This is a genomic window from Caulobacter sp. GW822-FHT01G02 (assembly GCF_058802865.1).
Genome location: NZ_JBXAON010000001.1, coordinates 713,751 through 740,453 on the forward strand (window position 1 = coordinate 713,751; position 26,703 = coordinate 740,453).

At 68.0% G+C, this 26,703-nt stretch carries 25 protein-coding genes and 1 riboswitch; of the genes, 13 read left to right on the forward strand and 12 right to left on the reverse strand.

Annotated elements, in window-relative coordinates; all coding sequences use genetic code 11:
• Entirely contained in the window at positions 1 to 1,638 is a 1,638-nt protein-coding gene (locus tag AC1RNC_RS03260; RefSeq protein ID WP_492883676.1) for a pectate lyase, read from the reverse strand.
• 623 nt (positions 1,639 to 2,261) lie between these two features.
• Here AC1RNC_RS03260 and AC1RNC_RS03265 point away from each other — a divergent pair.
• Positions 2,262 to 2,444 carry a hypothetical protein gene (locus AC1RNC_RS03265; protein ID WP_492883678.1) on the forward strand — a complete coding sequence of 61 codons (183 nt, stop codon included), beginning with the start codon at positions 2,262 to 2,264 and terminating at the stop codon, positions 2,442 to 2,444.
• Here the strand turns inward: AC1RNC_RS03265 and cuyB are convergent.
• Together cuyB and cuyA are read right to left on the reverse strand one after the other, a co-directional pair.
• On the reverse strand, positions 2,434 to 3,126 hold the full coding sequence (gene cuyB, locus AC1RNC_RS03270) for a cysteate racemase (RefSeq protein ID WP_492883680.1): 693 nt from the start codon (positions 3,124 to 3,126) through the stop codon (positions 2,434 to 2,436). The genes AC1RNC_RS03265 and cuyB overlap by 11 nt on opposite strands.
• The gene (cuyA, locus tag AC1RNC_RS03275; RefSeq protein ID WP_492883682.1) at positions 3,126 to 4,124 is read right to left on the reverse strand and encodes a D-cysteate sulfo-lyase; all 999 of its coding nucleotides are present in this window, start codon (positions 4,122 to 4,124) and stop codon (positions 3,126 to 3,128) included. Before cuyA ends, cuyB begins: the two co-directional genes overlap by 1 nt.
• A gap of 145 nt (positions 4,125 to 4,269) precedes the next feature.
• Between cuyA and AC1RNC_RS03280 the strand changes: the two genes are divergently transcribed.
• Genes AC1RNC_RS03280 through ypfJ form a run of 3 tightly spaced genes read left to right on the forward strand, consistent with a single transcriptional unit; the run spans position 4,270 to position 6,098 of the window.
• A complete protein-coding gene (locus AC1RNC_RS03280) occupies positions 4,270 to 4,827 on the forward strand; it encodes a tetratricopeptide repeat protein (RefSeq protein WP_492883684.1) in 558 nt (185 codons plus the stop codon).
• A gap of 45 nt (positions 4,828 to 4,872) precedes the next feature.
• Positions 4,873 to 5,238 carry a hypothetical protein gene (locus tag AC1RNC_RS03285; RefSeq protein WP_492883686.1) on the forward strand — a complete coding sequence of 122 codons (366 nt, stop codon included), beginning with the start codon at positions 4,873 to 4,875 and terminating at the stop codon, positions 5,236 to 5,238.
• An 11-nt stretch (positions 5,239 to 5,249) separates the two neighbouring features.
• Positions 5,250 to 6,098 (forward strand): KPN_02809 family neutral zinc metallopeptidase, encoded by an 849-nt coding sequence (gene ypfJ, locus AC1RNC_RS03290; protein ID WP_492883688.1) that lies wholly within the window; start codon positions 5,250 to 5,252, stop codon positions 6,096 to 6,098.
• 3 nt (positions 6,099 to 6,101) lie between these two features.
• Here the strand turns inward: ypfJ and AC1RNC_RS03295 are convergent, their stop codons facing one another.
• Together AC1RNC_RS03295 and AC1RNC_RS03300 are read right to left on the reverse strand one after the other, a co-directional pair.
• The gene (locus AC1RNC_RS03295; RefSeq protein WP_492883690.1) at positions 6,102 to 6,623 is read right to left on the reverse strand and encodes a RidA family protein; all 522 of its coding nucleotides are present in this window, start codon (positions 6,621 to 6,623) and stop codon (positions 6,102 to 6,104) included.
• A gap of 69 nt (positions 6,624 to 6,692) precedes the next feature.
• Positions 6,693 to 7,445, reverse strand: a complete 753-nt coding sequence (locus AC1RNC_RS03300) for an alpha/beta hydrolase (RefSeq protein ID WP_492883692.1) — start codon at positions 7,443 to 7,445, stop codon at positions 6,693 to 6,695.
• Between the two features lie 140 nt (positions 7,446 to 7,585).
• A riboswitch (TPP riboswitch) is annotated at positions 7,586 to 7,691 on the forward strand.
• 70 nt (positions 7,692 to 7,761) lie between these two features.
• Here AC1RNC_RS03300 and thiC point away from each other — a divergent pair.
• The 8 genes from thiC to AC1RNC_RS03340 all read left to right on the forward strand — a co-directional run bounded on the left by thiC (position 7,762) and on the right by AC1RNC_RS03340 (position 17,195).
• Positions 7,762 to 9,600 (forward strand): phosphomethylpyrimidine synthase ThiC, encoded by a 1,839-nt coding sequence (gene thiC / locus AC1RNC_RS03305; protein ID WP_492883694.1) that lies wholly within the window; start codon positions 7,762 to 7,764, stop codon positions 9,598 to 9,600.
• Positions 9,601 to 9,670: 70 nt separating this feature from the next.
• Entirely contained in the window at positions 9,671 to 10,741 is a 1,071-nt protein-coding gene (locus AC1RNC_RS03310) for an Acg family FMN-binding oxidoreductase (protein ID WP_492883696.1), read from the forward strand.
• 60 nt (positions 10,742 to 10,801) lie between these two features.
• The gene (locus AC1RNC_RS03315) at positions 10,802 to 12,190 is read left to right on the forward strand and encodes a S41 family peptidase (RefSeq protein WP_492883698.1); all 1,389 of its coding nucleotides are present in this window, start codon (positions 10,802 to 10,804) and stop codon (positions 12,188 to 12,190) included.
• Positions 12,191 to 12,234: 44 nt separating this feature from the next.
• Positions 12,235 to 12,588 carry a DUF1428 domain-containing protein gene (locus AC1RNC_RS03320; protein WP_492883700.1) on the forward strand — a complete coding sequence of 118 codons (354 nt, stop codon included), beginning with the start codon at positions 12,235 to 12,237 and terminating at the stop codon, positions 12,586 to 12,588.
• Positions 12,589 to 12,919: 331 nt separating this feature from the next.
• The gene (locus AC1RNC_RS03325) at positions 12,920 to 15,655 is read left to right on the forward strand and encodes a TonB-dependent receptor (RefSeq protein ID WP_492883702.1); all 2,736 of its coding nucleotides are present in this window, start codon (positions 12,920 to 12,922) and stop codon (positions 15,653 to 15,655) included.
• A 177-nt stretch (positions 15,656 to 15,832) separates the two neighbouring features.
• Positions 15,833 to 16,219 (forward strand): hypothetical protein, encoded by a 387-nt coding sequence (locus AC1RNC_RS03330; RefSeq protein ID WP_492883704.1) that lies wholly within the window; start codon positions 15,833 to 15,835, stop codon positions 16,217 to 16,219.
• Between the two features lie 77 nt (positions 16,220 to 16,296).
• Positions 16,297 to 16,632, forward strand: coding sequence for a GIY-YIG nuclease family protein (locus AC1RNC_RS03335; RefSeq protein WP_492883706.1), 336 nt, complete (start codon positions 16,297 to 16,299; stop codon positions 16,630 to 16,632).
• Positions 16,632 to 17,195 (forward strand): DUF2239 family protein, encoded by a 564-nt coding sequence (locus AC1RNC_RS03340; RefSeq protein WP_492883707.1) that lies wholly within the window; start codon positions 16,632 to 16,634, stop codon positions 17,193 to 17,195. Before AC1RNC_RS03335 ends, AC1RNC_RS03340 begins: the two co-directional genes overlap by 1 nt.
• Here AC1RNC_RS03340 and AC1RNC_RS03345 read toward each other — a convergent pair.
• The 3 genes from AC1RNC_RS03345 to AC1RNC_RS03355 form a co-directional block, all read right to left on the reverse strand.
• Positions 17,192 to 18,259 carry a ThuA domain-containing protein gene (locus tag AC1RNC_RS03345; protein ID WP_492883709.1) on the reverse strand — a complete coding sequence of 356 codons (1,068 nt, stop codon included), beginning with the start codon at positions 18,257 to 18,259 and terminating at the stop codon, positions 17,192 to 17,194. The two genes, AC1RNC_RS03340 and AC1RNC_RS03345, sit on opposite strands and share 4 nt — an antisense overlap.
• Before the next feature lie 7 nt (positions 18,260 to 18,266).
• Positions 18,267 to 18,653, reverse strand: coding sequence for a VOC family protein (locus AC1RNC_RS03350; protein ID WP_492834610.1), 387 nt, complete (start codon positions 18,651 to 18,653; stop codon positions 18,267 to 18,269).
• 148 nt (positions 18,654 to 18,801) lie between these two features.
• On the reverse strand, positions 18,802 to 19,821 hold the full coding sequence (locus AC1RNC_RS03355) for an SDR family oxidoreductase (RefSeq protein WP_492883711.1): 1,020 nt from the start codon (positions 19,819 to 19,821) through the stop codon (positions 18,802 to 18,804).
• Between the two features lie 148 nt (positions 19,822 to 19,969).
• Here AC1RNC_RS03355 and AC1RNC_RS03360 point away from each other — a divergent pair, with 148 nt between their 5' ends.
• Positions 19,970 to 21,367 (forward strand): MATE family efflux transporter, encoded by a 1,398-nt coding sequence (locus AC1RNC_RS03360; protein ID WP_492883713.1) that lies wholly within the window; start codon positions 19,970 to 19,972, stop codon positions 21,365 to 21,367.
• Here AC1RNC_RS03360 and AC1RNC_RS03365 read toward each other — a convergent pair.
• The 4 genes from AC1RNC_RS03365 to AC1RNC_RS03380 all read right to left on the reverse strand — a co-directional run bounded on the left by AC1RNC_RS03365 (position 21,364) and on the right by AC1RNC_RS03380 (position 26,691).
• The gene (locus AC1RNC_RS03365; RefSeq protein WP_492883714.1) at positions 21,364 to 22,260 is read right to left on the reverse strand and encodes a cobalamin biosynthesis protein CbiG; all 897 of its coding nucleotides are present in this window, start codon (positions 22,258 to 22,260) and stop codon (positions 21,364 to 21,366) included. The genes AC1RNC_RS03360 and AC1RNC_RS03365 overlap by 4 nt on opposite strands.
• Before the next feature lie 133 nt (positions 22,261 to 22,393).
• Complete coding sequence (mdoH, locus tag AC1RNC_RS03370) at positions 22,394 to 24,385, reverse strand: glucans biosynthesis glucosyltransferase MdoH (RefSeq protein ID WP_492883715.1); 1,992 nt, start codon at positions 24,383 to 24,385, stop codon at positions 22,394 to 22,396.
• Positions 24,386 to 24,754: 369 nt separating this feature from the next.
• Positions 24,755 to 25,606, reverse strand: a complete 852-nt coding sequence (gene kdsA / locus AC1RNC_RS03375) for a 3-deoxy-8-phosphooctulonate synthase (protein ID WP_492883716.1) — start codon at positions 25,604 to 25,606, stop codon at positions 24,755 to 24,757.
• A 59-nt stretch (positions 25,607 to 25,665) separates the two neighbouring features.
• A complete protein-coding gene (locus AC1RNC_RS03380) occupies positions 25,666 to 26,691 on the reverse strand; it encodes an NADP-dependent oxidoreductase (protein ID WP_492883717.1) in 1,026 nt (341 codons plus the stop codon).
• Positions 26,692 to 26,703: the final 12 nt, after the last annotated feature.

Genomic DNA, 26,703 nt, shown 5'->3' on the forward strand with positions numbered 1-26,703 from the left:
TTAAGCCACGTCGATATACTTGATCAGCGTCGCCATGTTGGCGATGAACGCGGCGGTCGAGACGCCGATCTTCGGGTTCGGATCGGGATAGGGCGAGGTGTCGTACTTGTCGCCGACCTTGGTCTCCGAGAAGTCGCCGGGAGTCGGCTCGGCCGGAGGCTCGCCGGCATAGGGATGGCTGGTCGAGGTCAGGGGCGTGGGCCACCAGCCTTCGGCGTTGAGCTCCACGGTCAGCTTGGCGACCTTGTCGGCGTCGGCCGACACGGCCTTGGGGGCGGAGCTGGACAGGTCGCCGCCGACCGACAGGTCCTCGACCGAGATGTCCTTGACCATGAAGTACTTGGGCAGCGGACGCTGGCCCTTCAGCGGCGAGTGCTTGCTGGCCTCTTCCGGTGGCGTGGCCTTCAGCGTCTCGTAACGGGCGCGCAGGCCTTTGACGTCCACGTTGCGGAACGACGAGTAGTGGGTGACCGTGTTGTGCGGGTTCTCGTCGGTGAAGTAACGGCCGCTGACCACGTTCGAGCCGGTGCGATGCACGTACAGCGGTCGGCCGTTACCGATCTGGATGAAGGTCGGATAGCGCGGCTTGCCGAGCATGACGTCGTCGGGCAGGCGCACGGAGTCCAACCAGTCCAAGGCCTCGGGCACCCGGGTCAGATACTTTGGGTCGCCGGTCAGCTGGTAGAAGGTCATCATCTGCGACAGGCAGCTGGCCGTGGCGTGGGTGGCGAAGGCCTTGGGCTCGTAGGTGCGGGCGCCGGCCGGCTTCAGGTCGGCCACGGTGTGCTGCAGGCCCCAGGCCGGCTGCGGCTGCGGCTGCTGGCAGGCAATATAGCAGTCCATGGCGCGGCGGATCGGCTCCAAGACGGTCTTATCGCCCAGGGCCTGGTAGACCATGATCAGGAACTCGATGTTCTCGCCGATCACGTCGTCATTGAACGTGATGAAGCTGGTGTAGTCCGGGTTGCCGTGGTGGTGGAACTCGTCCTTCAGCGGATAGCGCTGCGGCCAGCCGCCAATCGGATACTGGCTTTCCAGCACGAACTTCAGGGCCTTCTCGAAGGCGGCCTTGTACTTCGGATCCTTCTTCTCGACGTACATGCGCAGCATGAACTTGCAGCACTCGGCGGTGCCTTCGTCGTCGAAGGTGCAGTTGCCGTAGTAGTGCTGGAATTCCTCGAGCCGCCAGCCGTTCTTGCCGATGGTGTCGTACCACTTCTTCAACGAGGCCTCGCCGGCGAAGTCGCCGATATAGTTCCAGCCGCCGGCCGGGTTCTGGATGGCGATCAGGGCGTCGGCGGCCTTGCGGGCGGCGTCGTAGTAATACTCGTCGCCCGTGGCGTGATAGGCGTCGAGGAACAGGTGGCCGACCGTGCCGGTGCCGGGCGGCTGCACCCAGATCATCGTCGGAAAGGCTTCCATCTCGCCCCAGCGGCGCGTCAGGTCGGCCGAGTAGGACCAGACGTAGCCGCCCTTGTAGGCGGCCTTCTCGACCATGAATCTGGCCGCCTTCTTCATGGTCCCCAGGGCGTCCGCCTTGGTCGGCGCGGCCAGGGCCTTGAGCGGCAGGCCGGCGGCGGCGAAGGCGGCGGCCGTGGTGGCCATCAGGCGGCGACGGGAGAGGGGGGCGAGCGGCATGCGGGACTCCGGATGAGGCGGAGCCGTCAACGAACGGGAAGCCACTAGAGCCTGTTTGGACAGGCGCTGTCTCAAAGCTTGGAGCATGACGGCGCCGAAACCGGCATCCAATATCGGCTGTCGCGCTCGACGGCTTTTGGCGTTCCTCCCGGCCCTGACGGCCCCGTCGTCTGATGCAACGGTTTCAGTTATCATGCTACCGGTGTCATAGCTTTGGCCACCCACTTTTTGCGACGAGTTTCCTCATTTTGGGATGGCTGCGTCAGCGCGCCGCAGCCGGGACGAGGCCCTTGTATGCAAAGGATTTCAGCGCTGCGGCGTCCTCAAAATGGGGGGCTGCGACAGGGCGACGCGTTGCTTAAGGATCCGCGTTCGGCGAAAGCAGGGTCACCAGTTTAAGAGGCGACGCCGCAGCGCTCGATGCTAGCGCAGCCGACGCCGTCCTGTTGGGGAACAGGACGACACCCCCAGGCCTTCCAGGTCCGGGGGTGTTTTCATTTATGCGCCATGCTTGCGATTTAACATTCTGTGACAATTTGGCGCGCGCAAAACGATGGTTAATGAACGGTGTGCGTCCAGCGGTCGCATGGTGGCTCTGTTCATGTCCTGTAAATGTTCGCCCCATGGGGAACCGCAACGATCATCTCAGCGAAGCCGAGCGTCTCGAGCGCCAAGCCGAGATCGCCGAAACCACCCAAGCCCGGGCGGCGTTGCTACGCATGGCCCAGGCCTCGCGCGGCGCGGCGGCCCTGCTGGGGCTGTTCGAGGCCTCGCGCGAAGACGGTCAGCCCTCGGTTATGCGCTGACGTCCTCAAGGCAGACCGCCACGCAGCGCCTGGCCAACTCTTCCGTCGCATCAAGAAATGGGACCGACAGGTCCGTCGCGCTCAGCACCAGCGGCACTTCCGTACAGCCCGCCACCACGCTTTGCGCGCCCTTGCCGACCAGGCGGTGGGCCAGGGCGGCCATGGACTCGCGAGAGTCGGGGCCGACGTGACCCTGCTTGATGCGATAGAGCAGGGCCATGAACTCGACCTGCTCGTGGTCGTCTAGCATCACCACTTCCAGGCCCATGTGCGAGAAGCGATCGCGATAGAGCGACAGGGCCAGACCGGTGCCCAGCACGCCGACGACGCTGGCGCCCTTGGCCTGGGCGGCCAGTCCCGCCGTCTCCAGCATGTCGACCAGCGGCAGACCCGAGGCGCGGACCTCCTCGGCATAGGCATGGGCGGTGTTGCAGGCGATGGCCAGCACCTGGGCCCCGCCATCGCGCAGTCCAGCGGCCATGGCCGCCAGCACCGGACCAGGATCGGATGTCGAGACGTTGCGGTCCGGGACCTTGGGATTGATGTCGACCAGCACCCGCAAGTGATCCTGCTCGCGCTTGACCGGCGTGGCGGCCTGCAGCTTGGCGAGGAAGTCCAGGGTCGCCGCCGGACCCATGCCGCCCAGAACGCCCAGAATCTTGCTTTGGGTGACCTTGCTCATCAGAGGCCGGGCTCCAGCACCGACTGATAGCCGAACAGGCCTTGCGCGCCGCCGGTGTGCAGGAACACCACGCGCTCCCCCTCGAACGCGCCCTTGCCCGCCTGGTCGATCAGCCCCTTCAGGGCCTTGCCCGAATAGACCGGATCGAACAGCAGGCCCTCGGTTCGGGCCGCCAGGGCCAGGGCGTCGATCACGCCCTGGTCGACCAGGCCATAGCCTTCGCCGACATAGTCGCAGTCGGCCACGACCATCTCGCGTTTGACGCGGCCGGTCGCGCCGATCTTCTCGGCGGTGGCGAGCGCCAGGTTGAAGACGTTCTCTTCCTGCTTGGCCTTGGGCGCGCGGACGCCGAAGCCCAGGATGGGAATGTCGACCGACAAGGCCGCGAAGCCCGCGACTAGGCCGGCATGGGTGCCGGCGCTGCCCGTGGCGGTCACGAAGCGGTCGATCTTCAGATCCATCTGGTCGGCCTGGACCACCAGCTCGCGGGCGCAGTCGACATAGCCCAGCGCGCCGACGGTGTTCGAGCCGCCGCCGGGAATGACATAGGGCTTGCCGCCGCGCTGACGGACGCTCTCGGCCGTACTTTCCAACTCGGCGACCATGTCCGTGCCGCCGGGGACGTAGCGGATCGCCGCGCCCATCAGCTTGTCGAGCAGGACGTTGCCGTTGCCCATGTAGTCGCTGGCCTTGGAGCCGGTGCGTTCTTCCAGGATCACTTCGGTCTTGAGGCCAAAGCGGGCGCCAGCGGCGATGGTCTGGCGCACGTGGTTGGACTGCACCGCGCCTTGAGTAACGAGCGTGTCGGCGCCCTGGGCCAGGGCCTCGCCCAGCAGGAACTCCAGCTTGCGGGTCTTGTTGCCGCCGCCGGCCAGGCCGGTGCAGTCGTCGCGCTTGACCCAGAGGTCGACGCCGAGCGCCGCGCCCAGGCGGGGCAGGGGCTCCAGCGGGGTCGGCAGGTGGGCGAAGCGGGCGCGGGGAAAGCGGGCGAGGTGCATCGGTAAGGTCCCTGACGGAGTCGCCGCCTCTGTTAGCACGACCCGCGCGCGATGCGAGGGCGAGGCTTCGACGGACCGCGCGACGGTGCTATGATCGCCTCATAAACGGCCGGCCATAGAGACCGGCCCCATGGGAGGAAGACACATGCGAGCGATCCCTCTCGCCGCGCTCTGCGCCACGGCCGTCCTGGCCGCCGCCGGAGCCGCCGGCGCTTCGGACCTGATCATCGGCGGCGGCTCGGCCCAGGAGTGTTCCGACGCGGCCGAGAAGGGCCGGACGGACGACCGCGCCGTCCTGGCCTGCACCACGGCCCTCGAGGTCGAGACCCTGAACTTCCGCGACCGCGCCCGGACCTTCGTGAACCGCGGCGTGCTGCAGATGCGCCAGCGTCAGTTCGGCGCCGCCCGCGCCGACTTCGACCAAGCCTCGACCATCGACCCAAACCTGGGCGAGGCCTATGTGAATCGCGGCGCGACCTTCGTCGGCGAGGAGCGCTATCGTGAAGGCGTCGAGCAGATCGACAAGGGCCTGGGCATGGGCGTGAGGGCGCCGGAAAAGGCCTTCTTCAATCGCGGCCTGGCCCATGAGGGGCTGGGCGACCTGACAGCCGCCTACAAGGACTATTCGCGGGCGGCGGAATTGAAGCCGGGCTGGCTGGCGCCGAAGACCGAACTCGCGCGTTTCACGGTCAAGCGGCCCTGACGCGCGGCGCGTCGTCGGCTCGCTCCGGCTGGTAGGAGTATCCCGATGGCGCGCACGGTTCTTGTGCTCACGGTTGGCTTGGTGGCGCTGGGCGACGCGGCCCAGGGCCAGACGACCTTGCGTGACATCCAGACGCGGAACGCCGCCGCTCAAGCGGTGGATGACGTAAGACGCGACGCGTTGGCCAACCAGATCGAGACCTCGAACGCCAACGAGCGGGCCAGGACCCAGGTGATCCTGCGCGACCTCAGCGATCAGCGGAACGGGACAATCCCGCCGCGTGACGAGGCCGCGCGCCGTGACGCCGAGCTTTCGGCCTCGGTGAGCCGAATGGAACGCTTGACGCAGGACGCGCTGGACCAGAGCAATGCGCGCATGAGGGCGATCAAGCCCGCCAGCCAACCGAACTGAGCGAGGACTGCATGGAGTGGGAAGGCGGTCGCCGATCCGGCAATATCGAGGATCGGCGTGGTCTGGGGCCTGTCGGCGTCGTCGGCGGCGGCATCGGCGCGGTGGTGCTGGCCGCCATCGGCTATTTCGTGTTCGGCATCGATCCACGCACGACCATGGAGGCGACGCAGGGCCTGCAGCAGCCCGCCCAGCAGGAGGGGACGCGCGGTGAGGTCTCCGACCGCGAGGGCCAGTTCATCGACGTGATCGAGGCGTCCAACCAGGATGTCTGGACGCCGATCTTCCGCAACGAGGGCGTCGACTACCGGCCGCCCGAGGCGATCGTGCTCTACAATCAGGCCACGGGCACCGGCTGCGGCACGGGCCAGTCGGCCATGGGGCCATTCTACTGCCCGGCCGACCAGAAGGTCTATCTGGACCTGTCGTTCTGGCAGGAACTGGAAAGCCGCTTCGGGGCCAAGGGCGAGTTCGCCCGCGCCTATGTCGTCAGCCACGAGATCGGCCACCACGTGCAGCACCTTCTGGGCGCCGACCAGCAGGCCCGCCGCCTGGGGGCGCGGGGCGAGGAAAGCGGCTCGGTGCGGCTGGAACTGCAGGCCGACTGCTATGCCGGCGTCTGGGCGGCCCATGCGGGCGAGGCCTCGGGCGGCAAGATCGTCATCAACCGCGCCGACATTCAGGATGGCCTGGGCGCCGCCGCCGCCGTGGGCGACGACACCATCCAGAAGCAGACCCAAGGCCAGGTCGTGCCCGACAGCTTCACCCACGGCAGCAGCGCCCAGCGGATGCGCTGGTTCACGCGCGGCTATGACCAGGGCGACCCGTCGGCCTGCGACACCTTTTCGGCTAGCCGCCTCTAGGGTCTACTTCCTCGGGGCGTAGGCGATCAGCTGGATTTCGACGATGCCGCCGGCGGGCAGCAGGCCGCTGGTCCCGACGGCGGTCCAGGCCGGATGGGCGCCCTTGATGAACTCGCTCTTGACGGCGTTGATCATGGCCAGCTGCTCCCAGCGCGGGGCGGGCTGATCGGGCCCTTCCCAGACGTGGAAGCTGTTGATCATCACCACGTCGTCGAAGGTGGCGCCCGAGGCCATCAACGTGTTGTCCAGGGCGACGAAGGCGCGGCGGACCTGTCGCTTGAACGACTCCGGGTCCGTGCCTTCGTCCTTGCCCCGGCCGGCGACCGCGCCCGAGACGTAGAGCATGTCGCCGGCCCTGCGGGCGGGGGCGTACTTGAACTCGTCATAGGCCTTCTGATTGCGCTCGGAGGGGATGATCACCTCGCCGCCCGAGGACGGGATCGTCTTCGGATAGGTCTCCTGCGCCAGGGCGGGCGTGGCGATCAGGGCGCAGAGGATGGGCAGGGCGAGGCGGCGGAAGGTCATGGGCGGATCTCCATAGAACGCGGGTCACCCGATCGCGTGGCCGGCCGCCGGCCGCAAGTGAATTAACCGTCACCCGGCGGCGCGGATGATCAGGTCCGTGATCGCCTTGGGATGCGAGATCATCGACACGTGGCTGGACGGCAGCTCGATGGTCGTCGCCTTCATGCGCTTGGCCAGGAAGCGCTCCAGGTCCGGGTTGGTCGTCTGGTCGTTGGCCGAGACAGCGTAGAAGCTGGGCTTGTCGCGCCAGGCCGCGACCGTGGTCTTGCCGGCGAACAGGCTGGCGGCGATCGGCTGCTGGGTCGCGAAGAGCGTCAGGGCGTGCGCCGGTTCGACGTCGCCGGCGAAAAAGCGGACGAAGGCGTCCTGGGTCAGCCACGAATAGCCGTCGGTCGTCGCGACTCCGGCCCGCACCGGCATGGTCGGATAGGTCGCCGCCAGGGCGTTGAAGTCCTCGCCGGCGTCCGGCGCGCGGGCGGCGACATAGACCAGAGCCGTGACCTTCGGGTCGACGCCGGCCTCGGTGATCGGCACGCCGCCCCACGAGTGGCCCACCAGCACGGTTGGGCCGTCCTGCCGCGCGAGGACCCGCCGGGTGGCCGCCACGTCGTCGGCCAGCGAGGTGAGGGGGTTCTGCACTGCCGTGACGTTGAAACCCTTGGCCTGTAGCGGAGGGATCACCTCGTTCCAGCACGAGCCGTCGGCCCAGGCTCCGTGGACCAGGACAATGTTTTTCGCCGGCGTTCGAGCCAGGGCCGGCGTGGCGAGGCCTGCGGCGAGCGCGCCCAGCAGGACGGCGCGGCGATTGGGGATGGCGTTCATGGATGTGCCCTCGGCGGCGGTGACCAGAAGCGGTCACGCTCCATTCGCGCCGGCAAGGCCAAGGGTAACGAGGTTGACGACTTCGTGATCGCCAGGGCACGCGACGCTTGACCTCAGCGTCAACGCGCCTAGTGTCCAGCCGTTGTTCACCGGGGGGTCGCTCGCGCGGCTGAGATTGGGCTCTGGCCCTGACCCGTAGAACCTGATCCGGGTCATGCCGGCGAAGGGAGGGAACGCGGTCGGCGCTCGCAGCCCGTCCGTAAACCGACTCAAGCGCGCACGTCCGGGTCTCCTCGAAGCCGAAGGAGCGCCCGAAATGAACATCCAGACCACCATCAAGTCCGTGGCCGAGACCATCTCGACCGGCCCCATCCCCGGCTCGCGCAAGGTCTACCAGGCCGGCCAGCTGTTCCCCGACATCCGCGTGCCGTTCCGCGAGGTGGCCGTCCACCCGTCGGCCAACGAGCCGCCAGTGACGATCTATGACCCGTCCGGTCCCTACAGCGACCCGACGGCGACCATCGACATCGAGAAGGGCCTGGAGCGCACGCGCGAAGCCTTCGTCGTCGCCCGCGGCGACGTCGAGCTGGTCACCGATCCCCGTCAGGTGAAGCCCGAGGACAATGGCTTCGCTCAAGGCAAGCACCTGGCCCCCGAGTTCCCGAACAACAGCCGTCCGATCTATCGCGCCAAACCGGGCAAGCTGGTCACCCAGCTGGAATATGCCCGCGCCGGGATCATCACGGCCGAGATGGAATATGTAGCCATCCGCGAGAACCTGCGCCGAGAGCAGGACCGCCCGTGCGTGCGCGACGGCGAGGACTTCGGCGCCTCGATCCCCGACTTCGTGACGCCCGAGTTCGTGCGCCAGGAAATCGCCCGCGGCCGCGCCATCATCCCGGCCAACATCAACCACGGCGAACTGGAGCCGATGGCGATCGGCCGCAACTTCCTGGTCAAGATCAACGCCAATATCGGCAACTCGGCGGTGCTCTCGACCGTCGCCGACGAGGTCGACAAGCTGGTCTGGGCCACGCGCTGGGGCGCCGACACGGTCATGGACCTGTCCACCGGCCGCAACATCCACAACATCCGCGACTGGATCATCCGCAACAGCAGCGTCCCGATTGGCACGGTGCCGATCTACCAGGCGCTGGAGAAGGTCAACGGCGTGGCCGAGGACCTGAACTGGGAGGTCTTCCGCGACACCCTGATCGAGCAGTGCGAGCAGGGCGTCGACTACTTCACCATCCACGCCGGCGTGCGCCTGCCGTTCATCCCGATGACCGCCAAGCGCGTCACCGGCATCGTCAGCCGCGGCGGTTCGATCATGGCCAAGTGGTGCCTGGCGCACCACAAGGAGAACTTCCTCTACGAGCGTTTCGAGGACATCTGCGAGATCATGCGCGCCTACGACGTGTCGTTCAGCCTCGGCGACGGCCTGCGTCCGGGCTCGACCGCCGACGCCAATGACGAGGCTCAGTTCTCGGAGCTGCGCACCCTGGGCGAGCTGACCAAGGTGGCCTGGAAGCACGGCGTGCAGGTGATGATCGAGGGGCCGGGCCACGTGGCCATGCACAAGATCAAGGCCAACATGGATGAGCAGCTGAAGCACTGCCACGAGGCCCCCTTCTACACCTTGGGCCCGTTGACCACGGACATCGCGCCTGGCTACGACCACATCACCTCGGCGATCGGCGCGGCGATGATCGGCTGGTTCGGCACGGCCATGCTCTGCTACGTCACGCCCAAAGAGCACCTGGGCCTGCCGGACCGCGACGACGTCAAAACCGGCGTCATCACCTACAAGCTGGCCGCCCACGCCGCCGACCTCGCCAAGGGCCACCCCGGCGCGGCCATGTGGGACGACGCCATCAGCCGCGCGCGGTTCGAGTTCCGTTGGGAAGACCAGTTCAACCTGGGCCTCGATCCGGAAACTGCCCGCAAGTTCCACGACGAGACCCTGCCGAAGGAGGCGCACAAGACCGCCCACTTCTGCTCGATGTGCGGTCCCAAGTTCTGCTCGATGAAGATCAGCCACGAAGTCCGCGACTTCGCGGCCGGCATCGCGCCGAACGACGCGGCGCTGGGGATGGCCGAGATGAGTGAGAAGTTCAAGGAACAGGGCTCGGAGATCTATCTGAAGACCGAATAAAGGGGGTTTGACTCGTCGCAAGGCGAGGCGAGAGGCGGCGGCTACAGCTTGGGTTTTCGGAGCCGCCGCCATGCCCACTCGTCGCGCCCTGATCGCCGCCATGCCGCTGCTGGTCGCGGGATGTTCCGGCGGTGAAAGCCCCTACGACCGCGCGGTCCGGGATCTCTGGCGGCTGCCGGATCTGGGCGGCGGCGGCGTTCCGATGATCGCCCTGATCCATGCGGCGACTCTGGCCGCGAACGGACACAACACCCAGCCCTGGCGCTTTCGGATCGAGCCTCGCGCGATCGAGATTCTGCCGGACTTTTCACGACGGACCCCGGTGGTGGATCCGGACGACCATCACCTGTTCGTCAGCCTCGGCTGCGCCCTGGAGACCCTGCTGCAGGCGGGGCTCGGCTATGGCTGGGCGGGCGAGCCGGAGATTCTGCCGGGAGGCGGCGTCCGTATAGCGCTCTCCAGCGCGCCGGCTCGCCCGGACGCCCTGTTCCAGGCCATACCCCGCCGCGCATCGACGCGAACCAAGTATGATGGAAGACCCGCGGACGCGGCCACGCTCCGTCGACTTGAAGCCGCCGTGGGACAGGACGTGGCGCTTCGATGGGTGCTGGAGCCCGACGAGCGGTCTCGCCTGACGGACATGATCGTCGCCGGGAATAACGCTCAGCTCGCCGATCCCGCCTTCATGCGCGAACTCACCGACTGGATCCGCTTCGACGCCGGAGAAGCCTTGGCGCAAAGGGACGGCCTGTTCACGGCCGCTTCCGGCAACCTCACGGCGCCGCGCTGGCTGGGCGAGCGCCTGCTGCCCATGGTCATGACGAAGAAGGGCGAGGCCGATCGCCTCGCGGGCTGGATGAGGAGCTCGGCGGGCGCGGCGATCTTCACTGGTCCGGCCGAGACGCCCGCCGGCTGGATCGCCGTGGGGCGCGCCTTCACCCGGTTCGCGCTGACGGCGACCGCCGCGGGCTTAAAGCTGGCCTTCCTCAATCAGCCGGTCGAGGATCCGGCGACGCGCCGCCGGATGGCCGCGTGGCTGGGGGAGCCGGCCAAACGCCCGGATCTTGTGGTCCGCTTCGGCTACGGACCCGAATTGCCACGGTCCCTGCGCCGCGGCCCTCAGGCCGTTCTGCTCCGCTAGCGTCGGGCGTCGCGGCGATTTCACTGGCGCGGCGGCGGAGACGCCTCCACCGTCGCGCCCATGAAACGCTTGAGTCTTCTGGCCGCCGCCGCCGTTCTCGCCTTCGCCGCGCCGGCGCTCGCCGAAAGTCCGTTCTGGCCGGTGCAGGCCAAGGGCGCGCCGGTCGCGGCCGAGCTGCGCGGCGCCTGGAAATCGCGCGGCTACGGCTGGATTGTGCTGTTCGGGCCCGACGGCGCTCAGCTGTTCCAGACCGCTGGCGAGGCCTGCTATCCGGACCCGCGCCGGGAGCCTGATCCCGAAGGCGTCATGACCCTCTGGCGCGCCGAAGGGCAGGGGACGATCACCCTGACCGGCAGTCAGGACGGCACGCGCTACCTGTTCGACAAGCTGCCCAACCTGCCAACGCCCTGCATCGCGGCGGCGGCCTGGACGCCGGACCGCATCGTCGCCTTCGCCGCCGACACCTTCGCCGCCTACTACCCGCGTTCGGCCGAGCGCAAGCTGGACTGGCCGGCGCGCAAGGCCGCGGCCCTGGCCAAGGTAAGCCCAACCGCGACCGACGCCCAGCTGTGGACGGCGCTGTCGGGCTTGATGGCGGGGCTCGACGACCCGCATGTCGAGCTGCACGGCATGGTCGCCGGTTCCCGGCGCGACCTGGAGCCCGGCGAGTCGCCGACCCTGAACCGTGTCCACGCCGCCGACCCGCAGGGCGACGAGAAGGCGTGGCTGCAGGCCTATCGCGAGGGGATCCTGACGGGGATCCTGCAAGGGCGCGGGCGACAGGCGGCCAACAACCGCGTCTTCTGGGGCCGGGTTGACGACATCGGCTATCTGAACATCGTGACCATAGGCGCCTTCGCGCGCAACGCCGCGCCGGACGATCCCCGGCCTTTGGATCCCGTGCTCGACGAGGCCATGGCCGCTTTCGCCGGGGCCAGGGCGGTGATTGTCGACGTCAGCAACAACCGCGGCGGCTACGACACCATCGGCCAGCGCATCGCCGGGCGCTTCGCCGCCCAGCCGCGCGCGGCCTACGCCAAGGTCCCGGTCGGGGCCAAGGCGCCGCCGCAGCCGGTCAAGGTCGAGCCCGCCAGCGCGGCCGGCTTCACCGGGCCGGTCTTTCTGGTCACCAGCGACATCACCGTCAGCGCCGGCGAGACCTTCACCCTGATGATGAAGGCCCTGCCCAATGTCACCCAGGTGGGCGGGACGACGCGCGGCGCGTTCTCCGACCAGTTGCCCAAGCCGCTGCCGAACGGCTGGACGATGGCGTTGCCGGCCGAGCTCTACAAGGGACCAGAGGGCCAGGACCTGGAGGGTAGGGGGCTGGTTCCCGACGTCCCCATGGCCGTGTTCCCTGATGACAACCTCTCCAACGGCCACGCCAAGGCCATCATCAGCCTGATCGCGAAAATTCGAGAAGGGACTGTCGGAACGGCGGGTCGCTGAACGTCCTTGTTTCCGACAGCGCCATTTGAAGCGGAGGAAACGTCATGGCCTATGTGGATGGTTTCGTGCTCGCCGTGCCGAAGGACAAGCTGGACGCCTACAAGGCGATGGCCCGGCTCGGGGCCGAGGTCTGGATGGAATACGGCGCGTTGTCATATGTCGAGTGCATCGGCGACGATGTGCCCTATGGCGAACTGACCTCGTTTCCGCGCGCCGTCCAGGCCAAGGAAGACGAGATCGTGATCTTCTCGTGGATCACCTACAAGGACCGCGCCAGCCGCGATGAGATCAACGCCAAGGTCATGGCCGACGAGCGTCTGAAGGCGGGCATGACCAACATGCCGTTCGACGGCAAGCGGATGATCTATGGGGGCTTCCAGGCGTTCCTGGAGAGGTAGCACGTTCCGGTTGCGTCGCCGTGGTGTGGCTCCGCCGGGCGACGCCTCGAATCCGCCCGGCACGCCCCCGTGCGACATGGCGGCGCGGTTTATTGCCAAGCTGCAATATCGTTTCGAGGGCAACACGGCGCGGCCGAAAATGTGACGATATTTCAATGCCTGAGCGCTCTTTGAGCGTCGGAAGACACACGAGTGTGCGCTTTATGGCGCATTGCCTATTCTTAACGCCGGGGGGCGTTGCGGAGGGCGTCGCACCCCCGTAAGGAGCAGCAACCCAGCGTTGGCGCGGCCGAGCGTCGACGTTCCTGTCACTCGTGTTTTCGTGGGCATAATGACCCTTTCGACCATCCTCCTGTATGGGCTGGCCTCGGCCGCGCTCGACCCCATGACCGCCGCCTCGGCCGGGCCGGCGATCCCCGTCTCCTCCCCGCCCGAGGCGGCCGCCGAGGCTGATCCGAAGAAGCCGCAGGTTAAGGACGACGGTCCCAATGAGGTCGAGGGCCTGGTCATCCAGGCCGATCCGCGCGGCAAGGTCGAGGGCAATATCGAGCCCGAGCTCGAGCTGAACGAGGAAGAGATCAAGAGCTTCGGCGCGGGCAGCATCGGCGAACTGCTGACCATGCTGACGCCCCAGACCACCAGCACGCGCGGCCGAGACGGCGGCGGCGGGCCGGTGCTGCTGATCAACGGCCGCCGCATCTCGGGCTTCCAGGAGATCCAGGGCATCCCGCCGGAAGCCATCGAGCGCTTCCAAGTGCTGCCCGAGGAGGTCGCGCTGAACTACGGCTACAAGGCCGACCAGCGGGTCGTGAACATCATCCTCAAGAAGAACTACAACGCCCTGCAGACGCAAGGCGCGGTCACGGTCGCCACCGACGGCGGCCGGGTCTCCGGCGGCGGTGGCGGCAACCGCGTGAACATCAACGGCGACAAGCGCTGGAACGTCGACGTCCAGTTGTCGCACGACCCTTATTTGCTCGAAACCGACCGCAACATCGTCCGCGCGCCGAACGGCCAGCCGTTCGACCTGGTCGGCAACGTCGCCAGTCTCAACGGCGCGGCCCTCGACCCGACGATTTCCGCCAGCTTCGCGGGCGCGCCGGACTCGGCGGTGAACGGCCGCGCGCCGCTGGCCGACTTCGGTCCGCTGGCCGGCCGCTACAATACCGGCGACCTGACCGCCAGCCGCTCGCTGATCTCCAAGTCCGACAAGGGCACCTTCCGGGGCTCGATTAGCCGCGACCTCAACAAGCAGACCCAGCTGACCCTCAGTGGCAACCTGGAAGACTCCAGCAGCCACGCCCTGCTGGGCCTGCCGGGCGTGAGCTTCACCCTGCCGGGCGGCAGCCCATTCTCGCCGTTCTCGCAGGCCGTGACCGGCTATCGCTACATCGACGCGCCGGGCGCCCTGTCGCGCGACGTGGACACCCTGCGCACCCAGGTCAGCATGGCCGCCAACGGCCGGGTCAAGGACTGGCGCTGGAACGTCACCGGCGACTTCGACCGCACCAACACCGACACCGAGACCGGCCGGGGCCTCGACGCCTCGGCGTTCCAGGCGGCGGTGGCGGCGGGCGATCCGACGGTTAATCCGTTCGGCGTGATCGCGCCCAGCCTCTACAAGGCCGTGGCCACGGACACGGCCCACTCGATCTCGACCGCGGCCAGCGCCGAGCTCGTCCTGACCGGCAACCTCTTCATGCTGCCGGCCGGCGGCCTGCAGACGACGTTCAAGGTCGGGGCCAACAGCAAGGGCCTGAACTCGGAGACCGTCCGCTCGGGCGTCACCACCAAGCGCGACATCACCCGCACGACGGAGAGCTTCCAGAGCAGCTTCAACCTGCCGATCACCAGCACGCGCAACAACGTGCTGGCCAAGCTGGGCGACCTCTCGGCCAACGTCAACGCCGGCTATGACAACCTGTCGGACCTGGGCGGACTGACGACCCTGGGCGGCGGCTTCAACTGGTCGCCGATCAAGCCGATCAGCTTCATCGCCAGCTATACCGATGAAGAGGGCGCGCCCACGACCAACCAGATCAACGATCCGCTGGTGGTCACGCCGAACGTCTCGGTGTTCGACTTCACGACCGGCCAGACGGTGATCATCAGCCGCACCGACGGCGGCAACGCCAACCTGCTGAACGACAATCGCCGGGTCAGCAAGTTCGGCGTCAACTACAAGCCGTTCACCAGCATCGAGCTGACCTTCAACGCCACCTATACCCGGGCCGAGACCAAGAATGCGATCGCCTCGTTCCCGGCGATCACCCCGGACTTGGAGCGCGCCTTCCCGGACCGTTTCGTGCGTGACGCCTCGGGCCGCCTGCTGTCGATCGACGCCCGTCCGGTGAACTTCGCCAGCGCCCAGAACGAGAACATCCGCTGGGGCTTCAACCTGTTCAAGGCGGTCGGCAAGCCGGCGCCGGGCTCGGCTGGCGGTCCCGGAGGGCGCTTCGGCGGCCCGGGCGGCGGCCCGCCCGGCGGCGGCATGATGCGCGTGGGTGGCGGCGGTCCTGGCGGTCCCCCGGGCGGCGGCGGCATGATGGGCCCGCCTCCGGGCATGATGCGTCCAGGCCAGGGTCTGTTCCAGCTGTCAGTCTACCACACCTGGCGCCTCAGCGACGAGATCACCGTCCGCAAGGGCATGCCGGTGCTGGACCAGTTGGACGGCGCGGCGATCAGCGCGCGCAACGGCCAGGCGCGCCACGAGGTCTCGATCCAGGGCGGCTACTTCAAGGACGGCCTGGGCTTCCGCTTCAACGGCGCCTGGAAGGCCTCGACCTGGGTCGACGGCGGCTCGACCGGCGGCCAGACCCTGTACTTCTCGGACCTGGCGACGCTGGGGGTGAACCTGTTCGCCAATTTCAGCGCGCCCGCGCGTAAGCCGATGGTCGACAAGTTCCCGCTCCTGAAGGGCGCTCAGCTGTCGCTGAACTTCGAGAACCTGTTCGACTCCAAGCAGTCGGTGCGTGACCAGAGCGGCGCGACGCCCCAGGCCTATCAGCGAGACTATCTGGACCCGCTGGGCCGGACGGTGCGCCTGGGCTTCCGCAAGCTGCTCTAGACCCTACGGCTTGACCGGGGCGGCGTCGCCGTCCTTGGCCTTGTTGCCGGCGGCCTAGCCAGTGCGATCAACCTGCGCGTCAGTCCATAGGTCACATCGTGGTTCAACGCGTCATTAAACTCTCAAGCGCACGCTTCCAGCTAGAACGGCCGGCTCTCGGCCGGATCGGAGGCCGTCATGGCGACCATGACTTCCAGCACCCGCCGCACCGGCGACCACTTCGAGCCCACCGACGCCGATCCCCTGGTCCAGCGCCGCCTGCGTGGGTATCTGGAGCAGATCGACTACACCGCCTACGCCTCGAACAGGGCTGTGCTGGGGGCGACCGTGCCGAACGCCGACGCCGGCCGCTTCCAGCGTCTGGCCGTGGCCACCGCGACGGCTCGCGCCAAGTGGGTGGCCGAAGCCGCGTCGATGGCCGAGGCCAGCGCGTCGCTGTCCGAGGCCCAGGTCGCGCGCCTGGCCCACCTGAGATCGGCGTATGAGGAGCTGGTGGCGGTCTACGAGGCGACCCGGCGCCTAGTCGAACGGGGCTACGTGCCCTTCCGCGCTCCCGAGGTATAATTATCCGGGCAATATTGACTTGGCATTTTATCCGGGTAAAAGGCGCGCCAGACGTTTCGCCCCGGGAGAAGTTTGGCATGTCCGACCGCAAGGCGCTGCTGCGCGAATACAAGGAACGCAAGGTCCAGGCCGGTGTCTACGCCGTGCGCTGCGTGCCGACGGGCGAGGTCTGGATCGGCGTCGCCCCGGACCTGTCCAACCGTCAGAACGGCGTCTGGTTCTCGCTGCGGCTGGGCTCGCATCGCGAGAAGAGCCTGCAGGCCGCCTGGAACGCCCATGGCGCGGACGCCTTCGTGTTCGAAGCGGTCGAGGCGGTCGACACCGAGGGCCTGGAGGGTTCCATGCGGGCCTCGAAGCTCAAGGACCGTCGCGCCCACTGGATCGCGACGCTGAACGCCACGGGGCTGAACTGATGCCTGTCGCCGCCGGCGAAGAGCCCTATGTCGTGTTCCATGGCCAAACGCGCGTGGCGGTCGGCTCGCGCCTCGACGCGGCCCTGGCGGCCCAGAGGCTGATTGGCGAGGCGGGGGTGCTGATCTTCGACCCCACGGGCCGGTCGGTGGACTTCGATCTCAGCGGCGGGCCGGACGCCCTGGCCACGCGTCTCGCGCCGCCGGAGGAGACGCCGCGCGGCCGTGGCCGGCCCAAGCTGGGCGTGGTGGCGCGCGAAGTGACCCTGCTGCCCCGCCATTGGGACTGGCTGGCCGCGCAGCCCGGCGGGGCTTCGGTGGCGCTGCGCAAACTGGTCGAGGCCGCGCGGCGGGCTAGCGAGGGGCCAGACCGCATCCGCGCCGCCCGCGAAGCGGCCTACCGCTTCGCCTCGGCGATCGGCGGCGACCTGCCGGCGTTCGAGGAGGCCATGCGCGCCCTCTTCGCTGGCGATGACGCGGCTTTCGAGGCGCGGATCCTGGCCTGGCCGGAGGATATCGCCGCCCAGCTGCGGACCTATGCGGCCGAGGCGTTCGGGGAGGCTTAGCCGCCTGACTTCGCCACGACCTCGTCCAGCACCGCCTTGTACGCGGCGTCGAACGGAGCCTTGTCGCTGTCGGGCTTGGCCGGCCAAAGCGGTCGCAGGGCGGCCGTGCGGGCGGCGGCGTCGCGCAGCCAGGCCGGATCGGCCTTGGCCAGCTTGGTCAGGCGCGCCTCGATCTCGGCCTTGGGGCGATTGTCATAGGCCAGCAGCGAGCGCAGCGCCCACAGGGCCTGCTCGTCCGGATTGGGCTCGACCGCGCCGGGCTTGCGGTGGGCGGTCCAGCGCACGGCGTCCAGGATCTGGGCGCGGTAGAGCGGATCGTTCCAGGTGCTCGGCGTGTGGCCCAGGTTGGTCTGGAACAGGCGACCCTTGCCGATCTGGCGCGTCCAGGTGATCGGCACGAACCACGGGCGCTTCAGGGCCATGTCGGTGAAGTCCAACGCCTGCAGGGCGCGGACCTTGGCTGGGTCATAGTCCGAGTACTGATAGATTTCCTCGGCATAAGGGAAGCGGTCCGGCCAGGCGGTGTTGACGGGATCCTTGCCGCCCCCCGCCTTCTGACCGAGCGCCTGGACGGTGATCGGCGTGCCCTGGATCCAGGGATGGCCGGCGAACTTGCCGTTGATGAAGGCGGTATAGGTCTGGCCGGGGCCGCTGTAGTCCCAATGGGTGTCGGTGGCGCTGTGCAGGCCCACGAAGCCGCCCTTGCCGCTCTCGACCCACCGCTGCACGGCGGCCCAGTTCTCGGCGGAGATTGGCAATTCGCCGGTCGTGTAGAAGATCAGGACGTCCACGTCCTTCAGCTTCTCGGGCGTGATCACGCGGGCGTCCTGGGTGGACTCGACGGTGAAGGCGCCGGTCCTGGCCCCGATCTCGGCCAGGGCGATCTCGGATTGCGTCGGGCCGTTGCTGTTGGTGGGACGCGTGACCGGCTTGTGCACGAACCCGACAGACTGATCGAGATAGAGCACCCGGATCTTGGCCGGCGCCGCGTGGACGGCGATAGGGGCGGCCATCGAGATAGAAAGCGCGGCGACCGCCGCGAACAGAGGCAGCAATCGGCGCATCGTCGTTTCAGTCCTTGGGTTGCAACAGGTCCCAGCGATTGCCGGAAAGATCCTCGAACACCGCCACCGTGCCGTAAGCCTCATGGCGGGGTTCCTCCAGGAAGGTGACGCCGGCGGCGCTCATGCGGGCGTGGTCGCCGGCGAAGTCGTCCGTGTGCAGAAAGAGCCAGACGCGTCCGCCGCCCTGGCGGCCGATCGCCTCGGCCTGGTCGCCGGTGGCGCGGGCCAGCAGGAAGTTCGTGCCGTCGCTCCCGGGCGAGACCACGACCCAGCGCTTGCCGTGGCCCATGTCGGTGTTCTCGACCAGGGTGAAGCCCAGCTTGCCGACATAGAAGGCGATGGCCTCGTCATAGTCGGCGACCAGCAGGGAGACGAGGGCGACGCGGCGGGCCATTTGCGACTCCTTTTGGGGAGCCAAGCCATAGCACGGGCGGCGGGGCAGTCCTCTTCCTTAGACAGGCTCAGGATGAGGACTGGCTGCTACGGCGGTTCACGAGAACCTCATCCTGAGCCTGTCGAAGGAAGAGGTTCGGTTGTGAGGCCTAGCCGCCCGCATAACCGCCGATGATCGGCAGGATCTCGCCGGTGATGTAGCTGGCCGTCTGGGGCGAGGCCAGGAACACATAGGCCGGCGCGATCTCTTCCGGCTGGGCGGCTCGCCTCATCGGGGTCTTGGCGCCGAACTGGGCGACATCGGGTCCCAGCTTGTCCGACGGGTTCAGCGGGGTCCAGACGGGGCCGGGCGCGACGGCGTTCACGCGGATGCCCTTGTCGATCAGATGCGTGGCCAGTGAGCGGGTGAAGGCGTGGATGCCGCCCTTGGTCATCGAGTAGTCCAGCAGGTCCTTGTTGCCCAACAGGCCGGTCACCGAGCCGGTGTTGATGATCGAGCCGCCATTGGGCAGATGCTTCACCGCCGCCTTGGCCATGTGGAAATAGCCGTAGAGGTTGGTGCGCAGGGTGCGATCGAAGTGCTCCTCGGTCAGGTCCTCGAAGTCGAGCACATGCTCCTGGAAAGCGGCGTTGTTGACCAGGATGTCAAGGCGGCCGAACGCGGCCACCGTCCTTTCCACGGCCGCCTTGGCGTAGGCCGGTTCGGCGACGTCGCCGGGCAGCAGGATGGCGCGGCGGCCTTCCTGCTCGACGGCCATGCGGGTCAGGTTGGCGTCGTTGTTCTCGCTGAGATAGCCGATGGCGACGTCCGCGCCCTCGCGGGCGAACAGCACCGCCACGGCGCGGCCGATGCCGCTGTCGGCGCCGGTGATCAGGGCCACCTTGCCCTCCAGCTTGCCCGAGCCCTTGTAGAACGGGGCGTCGTACATCGGGGCAGGATCCAGCGCGGCCTCGTCGCCAGGCTTGGTCTGGTGCTGTTCGGGGTACGGCGGAGCGGGGTAGGGGCGAGCGCCGGCCTGCATGGCGTCACTACGCTTTTTGTCCTTCGCATCGTCCTTGGACTGGAAGGAACGTTCCTCCTCGGCGTCCAGCGGGGCCTGGATCTCGCGATAGGCTTTGGCGACCTGCTCGCTGGTGTGCTCGAACTCGGGGGTCTGGGTCTCGGCCATGGCGCGTTCCTCAAGGGCTGAGCCCGAAGAACCGTTGGCCGCGTCCGATGTTCCAAGCCTTGCCGAAAGCGGGTTGCCCACAAATCGGGCATGAGCCACTTTGCGCGCCTTTCTTTGACACCCACCTTTTTGACTTGGGGTGACGACCATGCCGCGCGACGCGGCCGGAACGGCGCTCTTCTCTGAGCGCCCGCGCGGCCCCATCCTGACCGACCTGCTCGAACTGCTCCGCCTGGCGGGGCCGGTCGTGCTGTCGCGCCTGGGCATCATGGTCATGGGCCTGACCGACGCCATCGTCGTCGGCCATTTCTCCGCGAGGCAACTGGGCTTCCACGCCATGGCCTGGGCCCCGACCTCGGTGTTCGTGACCGCCACGGTCGGCCTGCTGGTCGGGGTGCAGGTGATGACCGCCCGCGCGATCGGCGCCGGCAAGCCGCACGAGACCGGCGCGGTGCTGCGGCGCGGTCTCAGCTACGGCGCGTGGCTGGGCGTTGGCTCGGCGGCGCTGCTGGCCCTGTTCGGGCCTTTGTTCCTGCACGCCATGGGCCTCAAGGACGGACTGGCCGACGGGGCGACCGCGCCGCTGATCGTCTTCTCGCTGTCGCTGCCGGTCTATGCGATCTCGGTGGTGCTGACCTTCTGGCTGGAGGGCCTGGCGCGGCCGACGCCGGGGGCGGTGATGATGTGGCTGGCCAATGTCGTGAACCTTGCCGCCAACCTGCTGTTCGTGCCCGGGACCTTCGGCCTGCCAGCCATGGGCGCGGTCGGCGGCGCCTGGTCGACCTTCGTGGCGCGCACCGCCCTGGCGATCGCCCTGGCGATCTACGTCCTGCGCATGAAGGACTCCCGCGAACTGGGCGTCTTCGACAAGCCGGCCCACAACAAGGCCGCCGAGATCGAGCAGCGCAAGATTGGCTATGGCGCCGGGGCGTCCAATTTCTTCGAGGTCTCGGCCTTCGCCGGCATGAACCTGATCTGCGGCTGGATCGGCAGCCTTGCCGTGGCCGCCTACACCGTGGTGCTGAACGTCTCGGCCATCGTCTTCATGGTCCCGCTGGGCGTGGCGACGGCCACCGCCGTACAGGTCGGCCGGGCCTATGGCGCGCGCGACCCGGAAGGCATGAAGCGGGCCGGCTGGATCGCCTTCGCTGTTATCGCGGTGATCGGGACGCTGTTTGGCCTTCTGCTCTATCCGGCCAAGCACTGGGTGGCGCTGGCCTACACCACCGACCCGGCGGCCATGACGCTGATCCTGCCGGCGATGGCGTTGGCCTGCCTGTTCTTCGCGCCCGACGCGGTGCAGGTAGTGGCCGCCCAGGCGCTACGGGCGCGCGGCGAGGTGTGGATCCCGACTGTGACCCACCTGATCAGCTACGCGCTGGTCATGGGCCCGCTGGCCTGGTGGCTGGCGATCCCGCGCGGCATGGGCCTGAACGGGGTGCTGATCTCGATTATTATCACCAGCTTCCTGGCCGCCGGCTTCCTGCTGTTCAGGTTCCGGATGCTGGACTGGCGGGATCGGAAGTTGGCGGGCGAGGAGGCCTAAGCCCCGAGGATCCAGCCTTCTTCGGTCGAGGCGGCTTCCAGCGCGTCCTCGGAGAGGCCCTTCGGCGCGTCGAACAGCGCCCCCAGCTTGCCGGTTTCATCCAGCTTGGCGAAGTGTTCGGCCAGGGTGCGCACCTGGGTCAGGTCCTTGACCTCGCCCGCCGTGGCCGTGATCTTCAGCAGCGCCGGATAGACCTCGGCCGCCACCACGGCGACGCCCTCGAGGTCGGCCTCGGTCAGGGCCTTGAAGCCGGTCTCGAACGGCCACACCCGCACGGCCTCGCCACGCGCGTCCTTCAGGCGGCGCACGGCCGGGATGCCCATGATCGCCTGACCGCCGACCGAGCCGTTGTAGTAGAGCTTCCAGATCGAGTGAGCCCCTTTGGCGGCTTCGTCGGCATGGCGGAACTCCGGCAGGTCGCCTTCGCCGTGCTCGCGCGGGCGCTTGGGCTGCAGGGTGGTCAACGCGTCCTTGGGCGGGCAGCCCCAGAACGGGAAGGGGCCGCCGGTCAGGCGACGGTTGATCTCCGAGCCGACGCCGAAACGGTTGTTGGTGTTGTCGGCCTTGTCCTTGACCATCTTGGCCAGCTGGTCCCAGACCGCGCGCCAGGGCGTTTCGCCCGGCAGCGAGAGGGCCTTGGAAAGCCCGCGCGGGAAGCCTAGCGGGAAGTCGAAGCCCACCAGGGCCCGCTCGCCGCGCTTCTTCAGGTCGTCCAGGACGGCGGCCAGCTTCGCCTCGGCCTCGCCACGCGTGGCGGGGTTGTAGCTCTCTAAGATGAGGCGGAAGCGCACGTCGCGCTTGAGCACGCCGATCCAGATGGAGTCCGCGCCCGTCGTCGGCTTGGCCGCGGCGCTCCAGTCGACGATCACATAGGCGCTGAACAGACGCGACACGATACGCGGCTCCCCGGGAAGGACAGGAGCCGCGCTTCTACTCCGGCGCGAACCCCACGGCCAGCCCGCCGCTAGGCCCAAAAGAAAAAGAGCCTGTCCTTTCGGACAGGCTCTCGGGCGTTTGAGCGGAGGATCAGGCCGCGTCGCGGATCCGGGTGGTCGGGCCGATCGGGCGACCGTCGCGGGCGAACCAGCGGATCGGCGGCTCGCAGGCGCTGCCCAGGGCCGCGCGGACGATGGCCGGCGGGCGGCGTTCTTCCGGGGTCATGAACAGGCCGTTGGTCTTGACCTTAAGGCCGGCGACCTTGTGGGCGCCCAGCATGGTCAGCGGCACGGCCAGGACCAGACCCAGCAGGATCGGGGCGGTCGAGGTGAACAGGTCCGGCGTGAACCAGAATACGCTGCCCAGAACCAGGCCCGTGACGCTGATCCAGCCCATGGCGGCGGTGGCCTCCTTGAAGGCGACTTTGTCGGCGTCGCGGCGCTGGGTGGCCCAGCCGCCGACCTTGCCGGCCATGATTTCCACGATGGCGCGGGTCTGGGTGAACATCAGCATCGGGGCGACGAGCGCCGAGAGCAGCATCTCGACGGCCAGGCCGGCGGCGACGCGGCGCTTGCCGCCAAAGCCCTTGATCTCGGCCTTGCGGCTGAAGATCAGGATCGAGCCCATGATCTTGGGGCCGAACAGCAGCAGGAAGGTGATGATCATGGCCCAGGCGGTGGCCTGGATCTCGCGCCAGTCGATCAGGGCGTGCGCCGCGGCCTGCAGGTCGGCCATGGTGAAGGCGGCCTTCTTCAGCTCGGGCATCAGGGCGCGCGAGGTGACGCCCGCCGTCAGGGCGATGAACCACAGCGGCGACAGGGCGTAGCTCAGCACGCCGATCACCAGGTGCAGGCGGCTCATCCAGTGCAGGCCGGGCAGGGCGATCAGCGGCACGTGCTGGACGTTGCCCCGGCACCAGCGGCGGTCGCGGGTGGCGAAGTCCAGCAGGTTCGAGGGGCTCTCCTCGTACGAGCCTTCCAGATAGGGGGCCAGATGGACGCTCCAGCCGCCGCGGCGCAGCAGGGCGCTTTCCAGGGCGTCGTGGCTCATCACCTCGCCGCCGAAGGGCTTGGGGCCGTTGAGGTGCGGCAGGCCGCAGGTCTCGGCGAAGGCGCGGGTGCGGACGATGGCGTTGTGGCCCCAGAAGGAGCTCTCCGACCCCGACCACCAGGCCAGGCCCGTCCAGGCGACGCGGCCGTACAGGCGCGTGGCGAACTGCAGGGTGCGGGCGAAGATCGTCTGGCCGTTGATGATCATCGGCATGGTCTGGATCAGGCCGGCGCCCGGGTGACGCTCCATGGCGTCCGCCAGGCGCACCATGGCCTCGCCGGTCATCAGGCTGTCGGCGTCCAGCACCAGCATGTGCTCGTAGGCGCTGCCCCAGCGGCGCACCCAGTCGGCGACATTGCCGGCCTTGCGGCCGGTGTTTTCCTTGCGGACGCGATAGAAGACGTTGCTGTGGGCCTCGCGGCGGAAGCGGGCGAAGCAGGCCTGCTCGGCCAGGGCCACCTGAGCGTCGCGGGTGTCGCTGAGCACGAAGATGTCGAAGTGGCGGCTCATGCCGGTCTCGGCGATCGAGGCGTCCATGGCGCGCAGGCGGGCGAAGACGGCGGCGGCGTCCTCGTTGTGCACCGGCATCAGGATGGCCGTGCGCGTGTGCAGCTTGGGCATCGGGGCCTCGCCGTCGATGCCAAGCGGATCCTTGGGCTTGCCCAGCAGGATCACGAAGCCGGCGACGGCGGTGCAGAACCACAGCGACAGGGCCAGGAACAGCGGGGCCAGCAGGGTCAGGACCACGCCTTCCAGGCGGGTGACGCCGCCCAGGGCGATGGTGTCGAAGGTGGCCTTCCAGCCGGCGAAGCCCATGGCGATCGTCGCCAGCGCCACGATCCAGCGGCGGAAGGTCATGTCGGCGACCAGGGCGGCGGCGCGGCGCGAACCGCCCTGCCAGAAGCCCAGCGGCTGAACCGGCATGGCTAGCGGCGCCTCGGCGGGGATTTCCACCGTCTCACGGCGAACGACCTGATCGAGGGTCACGCTCGTGGAGGAGCGCACGTCGAAGAGGCTGGAGCGATCGCTCATGTCTTGGAACTCGGGCTGTTTCGGCGTGGAGAGCCGCCGACTTCCCTTAGAGTAAAACCTCGATCACAAATTCGCTACCGGAAATCACGCGAATTTCGCAGTTGCGAGAAAAAACCTCCGCCAAGGTTTGGAGGCAGGATGCTCGCCCGTCCGAGGATTTTCAATAAGTCATTGAATTTAGAGAATTTCAATGGTGGAACACGAGCTTGGCTATTGGAAATCCGTTCGCAAGCTTGGCCGCGCGGCTTATCACGTTCCCCCCTCACGGGAGCGCCTTCGAGCGCCGATTTGCCGCTGAAAGGCGCATCGCCGCGCGGGATTTCGGACCCTGGGCGCCGGATTCTCACGCGCGATCACGGAGCCGCGAGGTTAGGCCCGCACGACCTCGTGCAGAACCTTCAGCGTCTTCAGCAGCGCCGCCGCGCCGTGCAGCGGCAGGCAGCTGGGGCCGTCACAGAGGGCCTTGTCCGGATCGGGGTGGAATTCCAGGAACACCGCGTCGGCGCCGGCCGCCACCGCGGCCTTGGCGATGATCGGCACGCCGGAGCGGCGGCCGCCCGTCGAGGCGCCGCCCGTGCGGGGGTCCGCGCCCGGCAGCTGCACGGCGTGGGTGGCGTCGATCGAGACCGGCACGCCCAGGGCCTGCATCTCGGCGATGCCCAGCATGTCGACCACCAGGTTGTTGTAGCCGAACGAGGCGCCGCGCTCGCACAGCACGATTTCCAGGTCCGGCGCGGCCTCGCGGGCCTTGCTGATGATGTTCTTGCAGTCCCAGGGCGCGATGAACTGCGCCTTCTTGGCGTGCATGATCCCTTGCTGGGCGGCCGTGGCCTTGGCGGCGGCGACGATCAGGTCGGTCTGGCGCACCAGGAAGGCGGGGATCTGGACCAGGTCGGCGACGGCGGCGACCGGCTCGGCCTGGTCGACCTCGTGCAGGTCGGTGGCGATCGGTACGTTCAGCTGGCGCTTGACCTCGGCTAGGATCTTGAGGCCCTCGGTCAGGCCCGGACCGCGATAGCTCTTGATCGACGAGCGGTTGGCCTTGTCGAAGCTGGCCTTGAAAATATAGGGCAGGCCCAGCTCGGTCGTGACCGCCTTCAGTTCGCGGCCGACCTCCAGCGCCAGGTCCAGGTTCTCCAGCACGTTCAGGCCCGCGATCACGGCCAGCGGCTGGCCGTCGCCGATCGCGATGTTCCAGCGCTTGAGGTGGGCGACGGGCATGGGAATCTCCAAGGGCGTAGAGGCGAGGGCCGCATCTACGCCCAGGAGCGGGGCGGGAACTAGCCCAGTTTCACCAGCATCTTGCCCATGTTCTCGCCCGAGAACAGCTTGATGAAGGCGTCCGGCGCGCGTTCGACGCCCTCTTCGACGGTCTCCTTCCAGGTGATCTTCCCGGCCTTGATCCACTCGCCCATGTCCTTGGCGAACTGCGGATAGAGGTCGTAATGGTTGGAGACGATGAAGCCCTCCAGGCGCAGGCTCTTGCCGACGGCCAGGATGATGTTGGACAGACCTTCGGCCTTACCGGTCTCGTTGTATTGCGAGATCATCCCGCACAGGGCGAAGCGGGCGAACGGGCGGGCCGAGTTGATGGCCGCCTCGAGGTGGATGCCGCCGACGTTCTCGAAATAGACGTCGATGCCCTTCGGCGCGACCTTGGCCAGTTCGGCGACGACGTCGGGGGTGGCCTTGTAGTCGATGACGTGATCGACGCCGATGGACTTCAGGAACGCGACCTTCTCCGGGCCGCCGGCCGAGCCGATGACGGTGTGGCCCTTCAGCTTGGCGATCTGGCAGACCACCGAGCCCACCGCGCCGGCGGCGGCCGAGACGAACACCACGTCACCGTCCTTCAGCGCCGCGATGCGCAGCAGGCCGACATAGGCGGTCAGGCCGGGCATGCCGGCCACGCCGAGGAAAGCCTGGGGCGGCACGCCGTGGGTGTCGATCTTGGTGATCGCGCCCATGCCGGCGGCGGCCAGCGCCTTGGGGTTGGCGTTGAACGCCTCGCGCCAGCCGAACATCGAGTTGACGATATCGCCCGGCTTGAAATCCGGATCGTTGGAGACGATGACCTCGCCGATCGCGCCGCCCTGCAGGGCCTGGCCGATCTGGAACGGCGGCACATAGCTGGGACGATCGTACATGCGGCCGCGCATATAGGGATCGACCGACATCCAGAGGTTCCTGACCTGGACCTCGCCGTCGCCCGGCGCGGGCAGCTCGACGGTGGCCAGGTCGAAGTCGGAGACCTTGGGCACGCCCACGGGACGGCTCTTCAGGCGAATTTCGCGCGACGTGGTCATGGTCTTCCTCCA

Coding starts and splice junctions, on each gene's coding strand:
- AC1RNC_RS03260 (WP_492883676.1), bottom strand. CDS start 1,638: ATGCCGCTCGCCCCCCTCTCCCGTCGCCGCCTGATGGCCACCACGGCC.
- AC1RNC_RS03265 (WP_492883678.1), top strand. CDS start 2,262: ATGGGGAACCGCAACGATCATCTCAGCGAAGCCGAGCGTCTCGAGCGC.
- cuyB (WP_492883680.1), bottom strand. CDS start 3,126: ATGAGCAAGGTCACCCAAAGCAAGATTCTGGGCGTTCTGGGCGGCATG.
- cuyA (WP_492883682.1), bottom strand. CDS start 4,124: ATGCACCTCGCCCGCTTTCCCCGCGCCCGCTTCGCCCACCTGCCGACC.
- AC1RNC_RS03280 (WP_492883684.1), top strand. CDS start 4,270: ATGCGAGCGATCCCTCTCGCCGCGCTCTGCGCCACGGCCGTCCTGGCC.
- AC1RNC_RS03285 (WP_492883686.1), top strand. CDS start 4,873: ATGGCGCGCACGGTTCTTGTGCTCACGGTTGGCTTGGTGGCGCTGGGC.
- ypfJ (WP_492883688.1), top strand. CDS start 5,250: ATGGAGTGGGAAGGCGGTCGCCGATCCGGCAATATCGAGGATCGGCGT.
- AC1RNC_RS03295 (WP_492883690.1), bottom strand. CDS start 6,623: ATGACCTTCCGCCGCCTCGCCCTGCCCATCCTCTGCGCCCTGATCGCC.
- AC1RNC_RS03300 (WP_492883692.1), bottom strand. CDS start 7,445: ATGAACGCCATCCCCAATCGCCGCGCCGTCCTGCTGGGCGCGCTCGCC.
- thiC (WP_492883694.1), top strand. CDS start 7,762: ATGAACATCCAGACCACCATCAAGTCCGTGGCCGAGACCATCTCGACC.
- AC1RNC_RS03310 (WP_492883696.1), top strand. CDS start 9,671: ATGCCCACTCGTCGCGCCCTGATCGCCGCCATGCCGCTGCTGGTCGCG.
- AC1RNC_RS03315 (WP_492883698.1), top strand. CDS start 10,802: ATGAAACGCTTGAGTCTTCTGGCCGCCGCCGCCGTTCTCGCCTTCGCC.
- AC1RNC_RS03320 (WP_492883700.1), top strand. CDS start 12,235: ATGGCCTATGTGGATGGTTTCGTGCTCGCCGTGCCGAAGGACAAGCTG.
- AC1RNC_RS03325 (WP_492883702.1), top strand. CDS start 12,920: ATGACCCTTTCGACCATCCTCCTGTATGGGCTGGCCTCGGCCGCGCTC.
- AC1RNC_RS03330 (WP_492883704.1), top strand. CDS start 15,833: ATGGCGACCATGACTTCCAGCACCCGCCGCACCGGCGACCACTTCGAG.
- AC1RNC_RS03335 (WP_492883706.1), top strand. CDS start 16,297: ATGTCCGACCGCAAGGCGCTGCTGCGCGAATACAAGGAACGCAAGGTC.
- AC1RNC_RS03340 (WP_492883707.1), top strand. CDS start 16,632: ATGCCTGTCGCCGCCGGCGAAGAGCCCTATGTCGTGTTCCATGGCCAA.
- AC1RNC_RS03345 (WP_492883709.1), bottom strand. CDS start 18,259: ATGCGCCGATTGCTGCCTCTGTTCGCGGCGGTCGCCGCGCTTTCTATC.
- AC1RNC_RS03350 (WP_492834610.1), bottom strand. CDS start 18,653: ATGGCCCGCCGCGTCGCCCTCGTCTCCCTGCTGGTCGCCGACTATGAC.
- AC1RNC_RS03355 (WP_492883711.1), bottom strand. CDS start 19,821: ATGGCCGAGACCCAGACCCCCGAGTTCGAGCACACCAGCGAGCAGGTC.
- AC1RNC_RS03360 (WP_492883713.1), top strand. CDS start 19,970: ATGCCGCGCGACGCGGCCGGAACGGCGCTCTTCTCTGAGCGCCCGCGC.
- mdoH (WP_492883715.1), bottom strand. CDS start 24,385: ATGAGCGATCGCTCCAGCCTCTTCGACGTGCGCTCCTCCACGAGCGTG.
- kdsA (WP_492883716.1), bottom strand. CDS start 25,606: ATGCCCGTCGCCCACCTCAAGCGCTGGAACATCGCGATCGGCGACGGC.
- AC1RNC_RS03380 (WP_492883717.1), bottom strand. CDS start 26,691: ATGACCACGTCGCGCGAAATTCGCCTGAAGAGCCGTCCCGTGGGCGTG.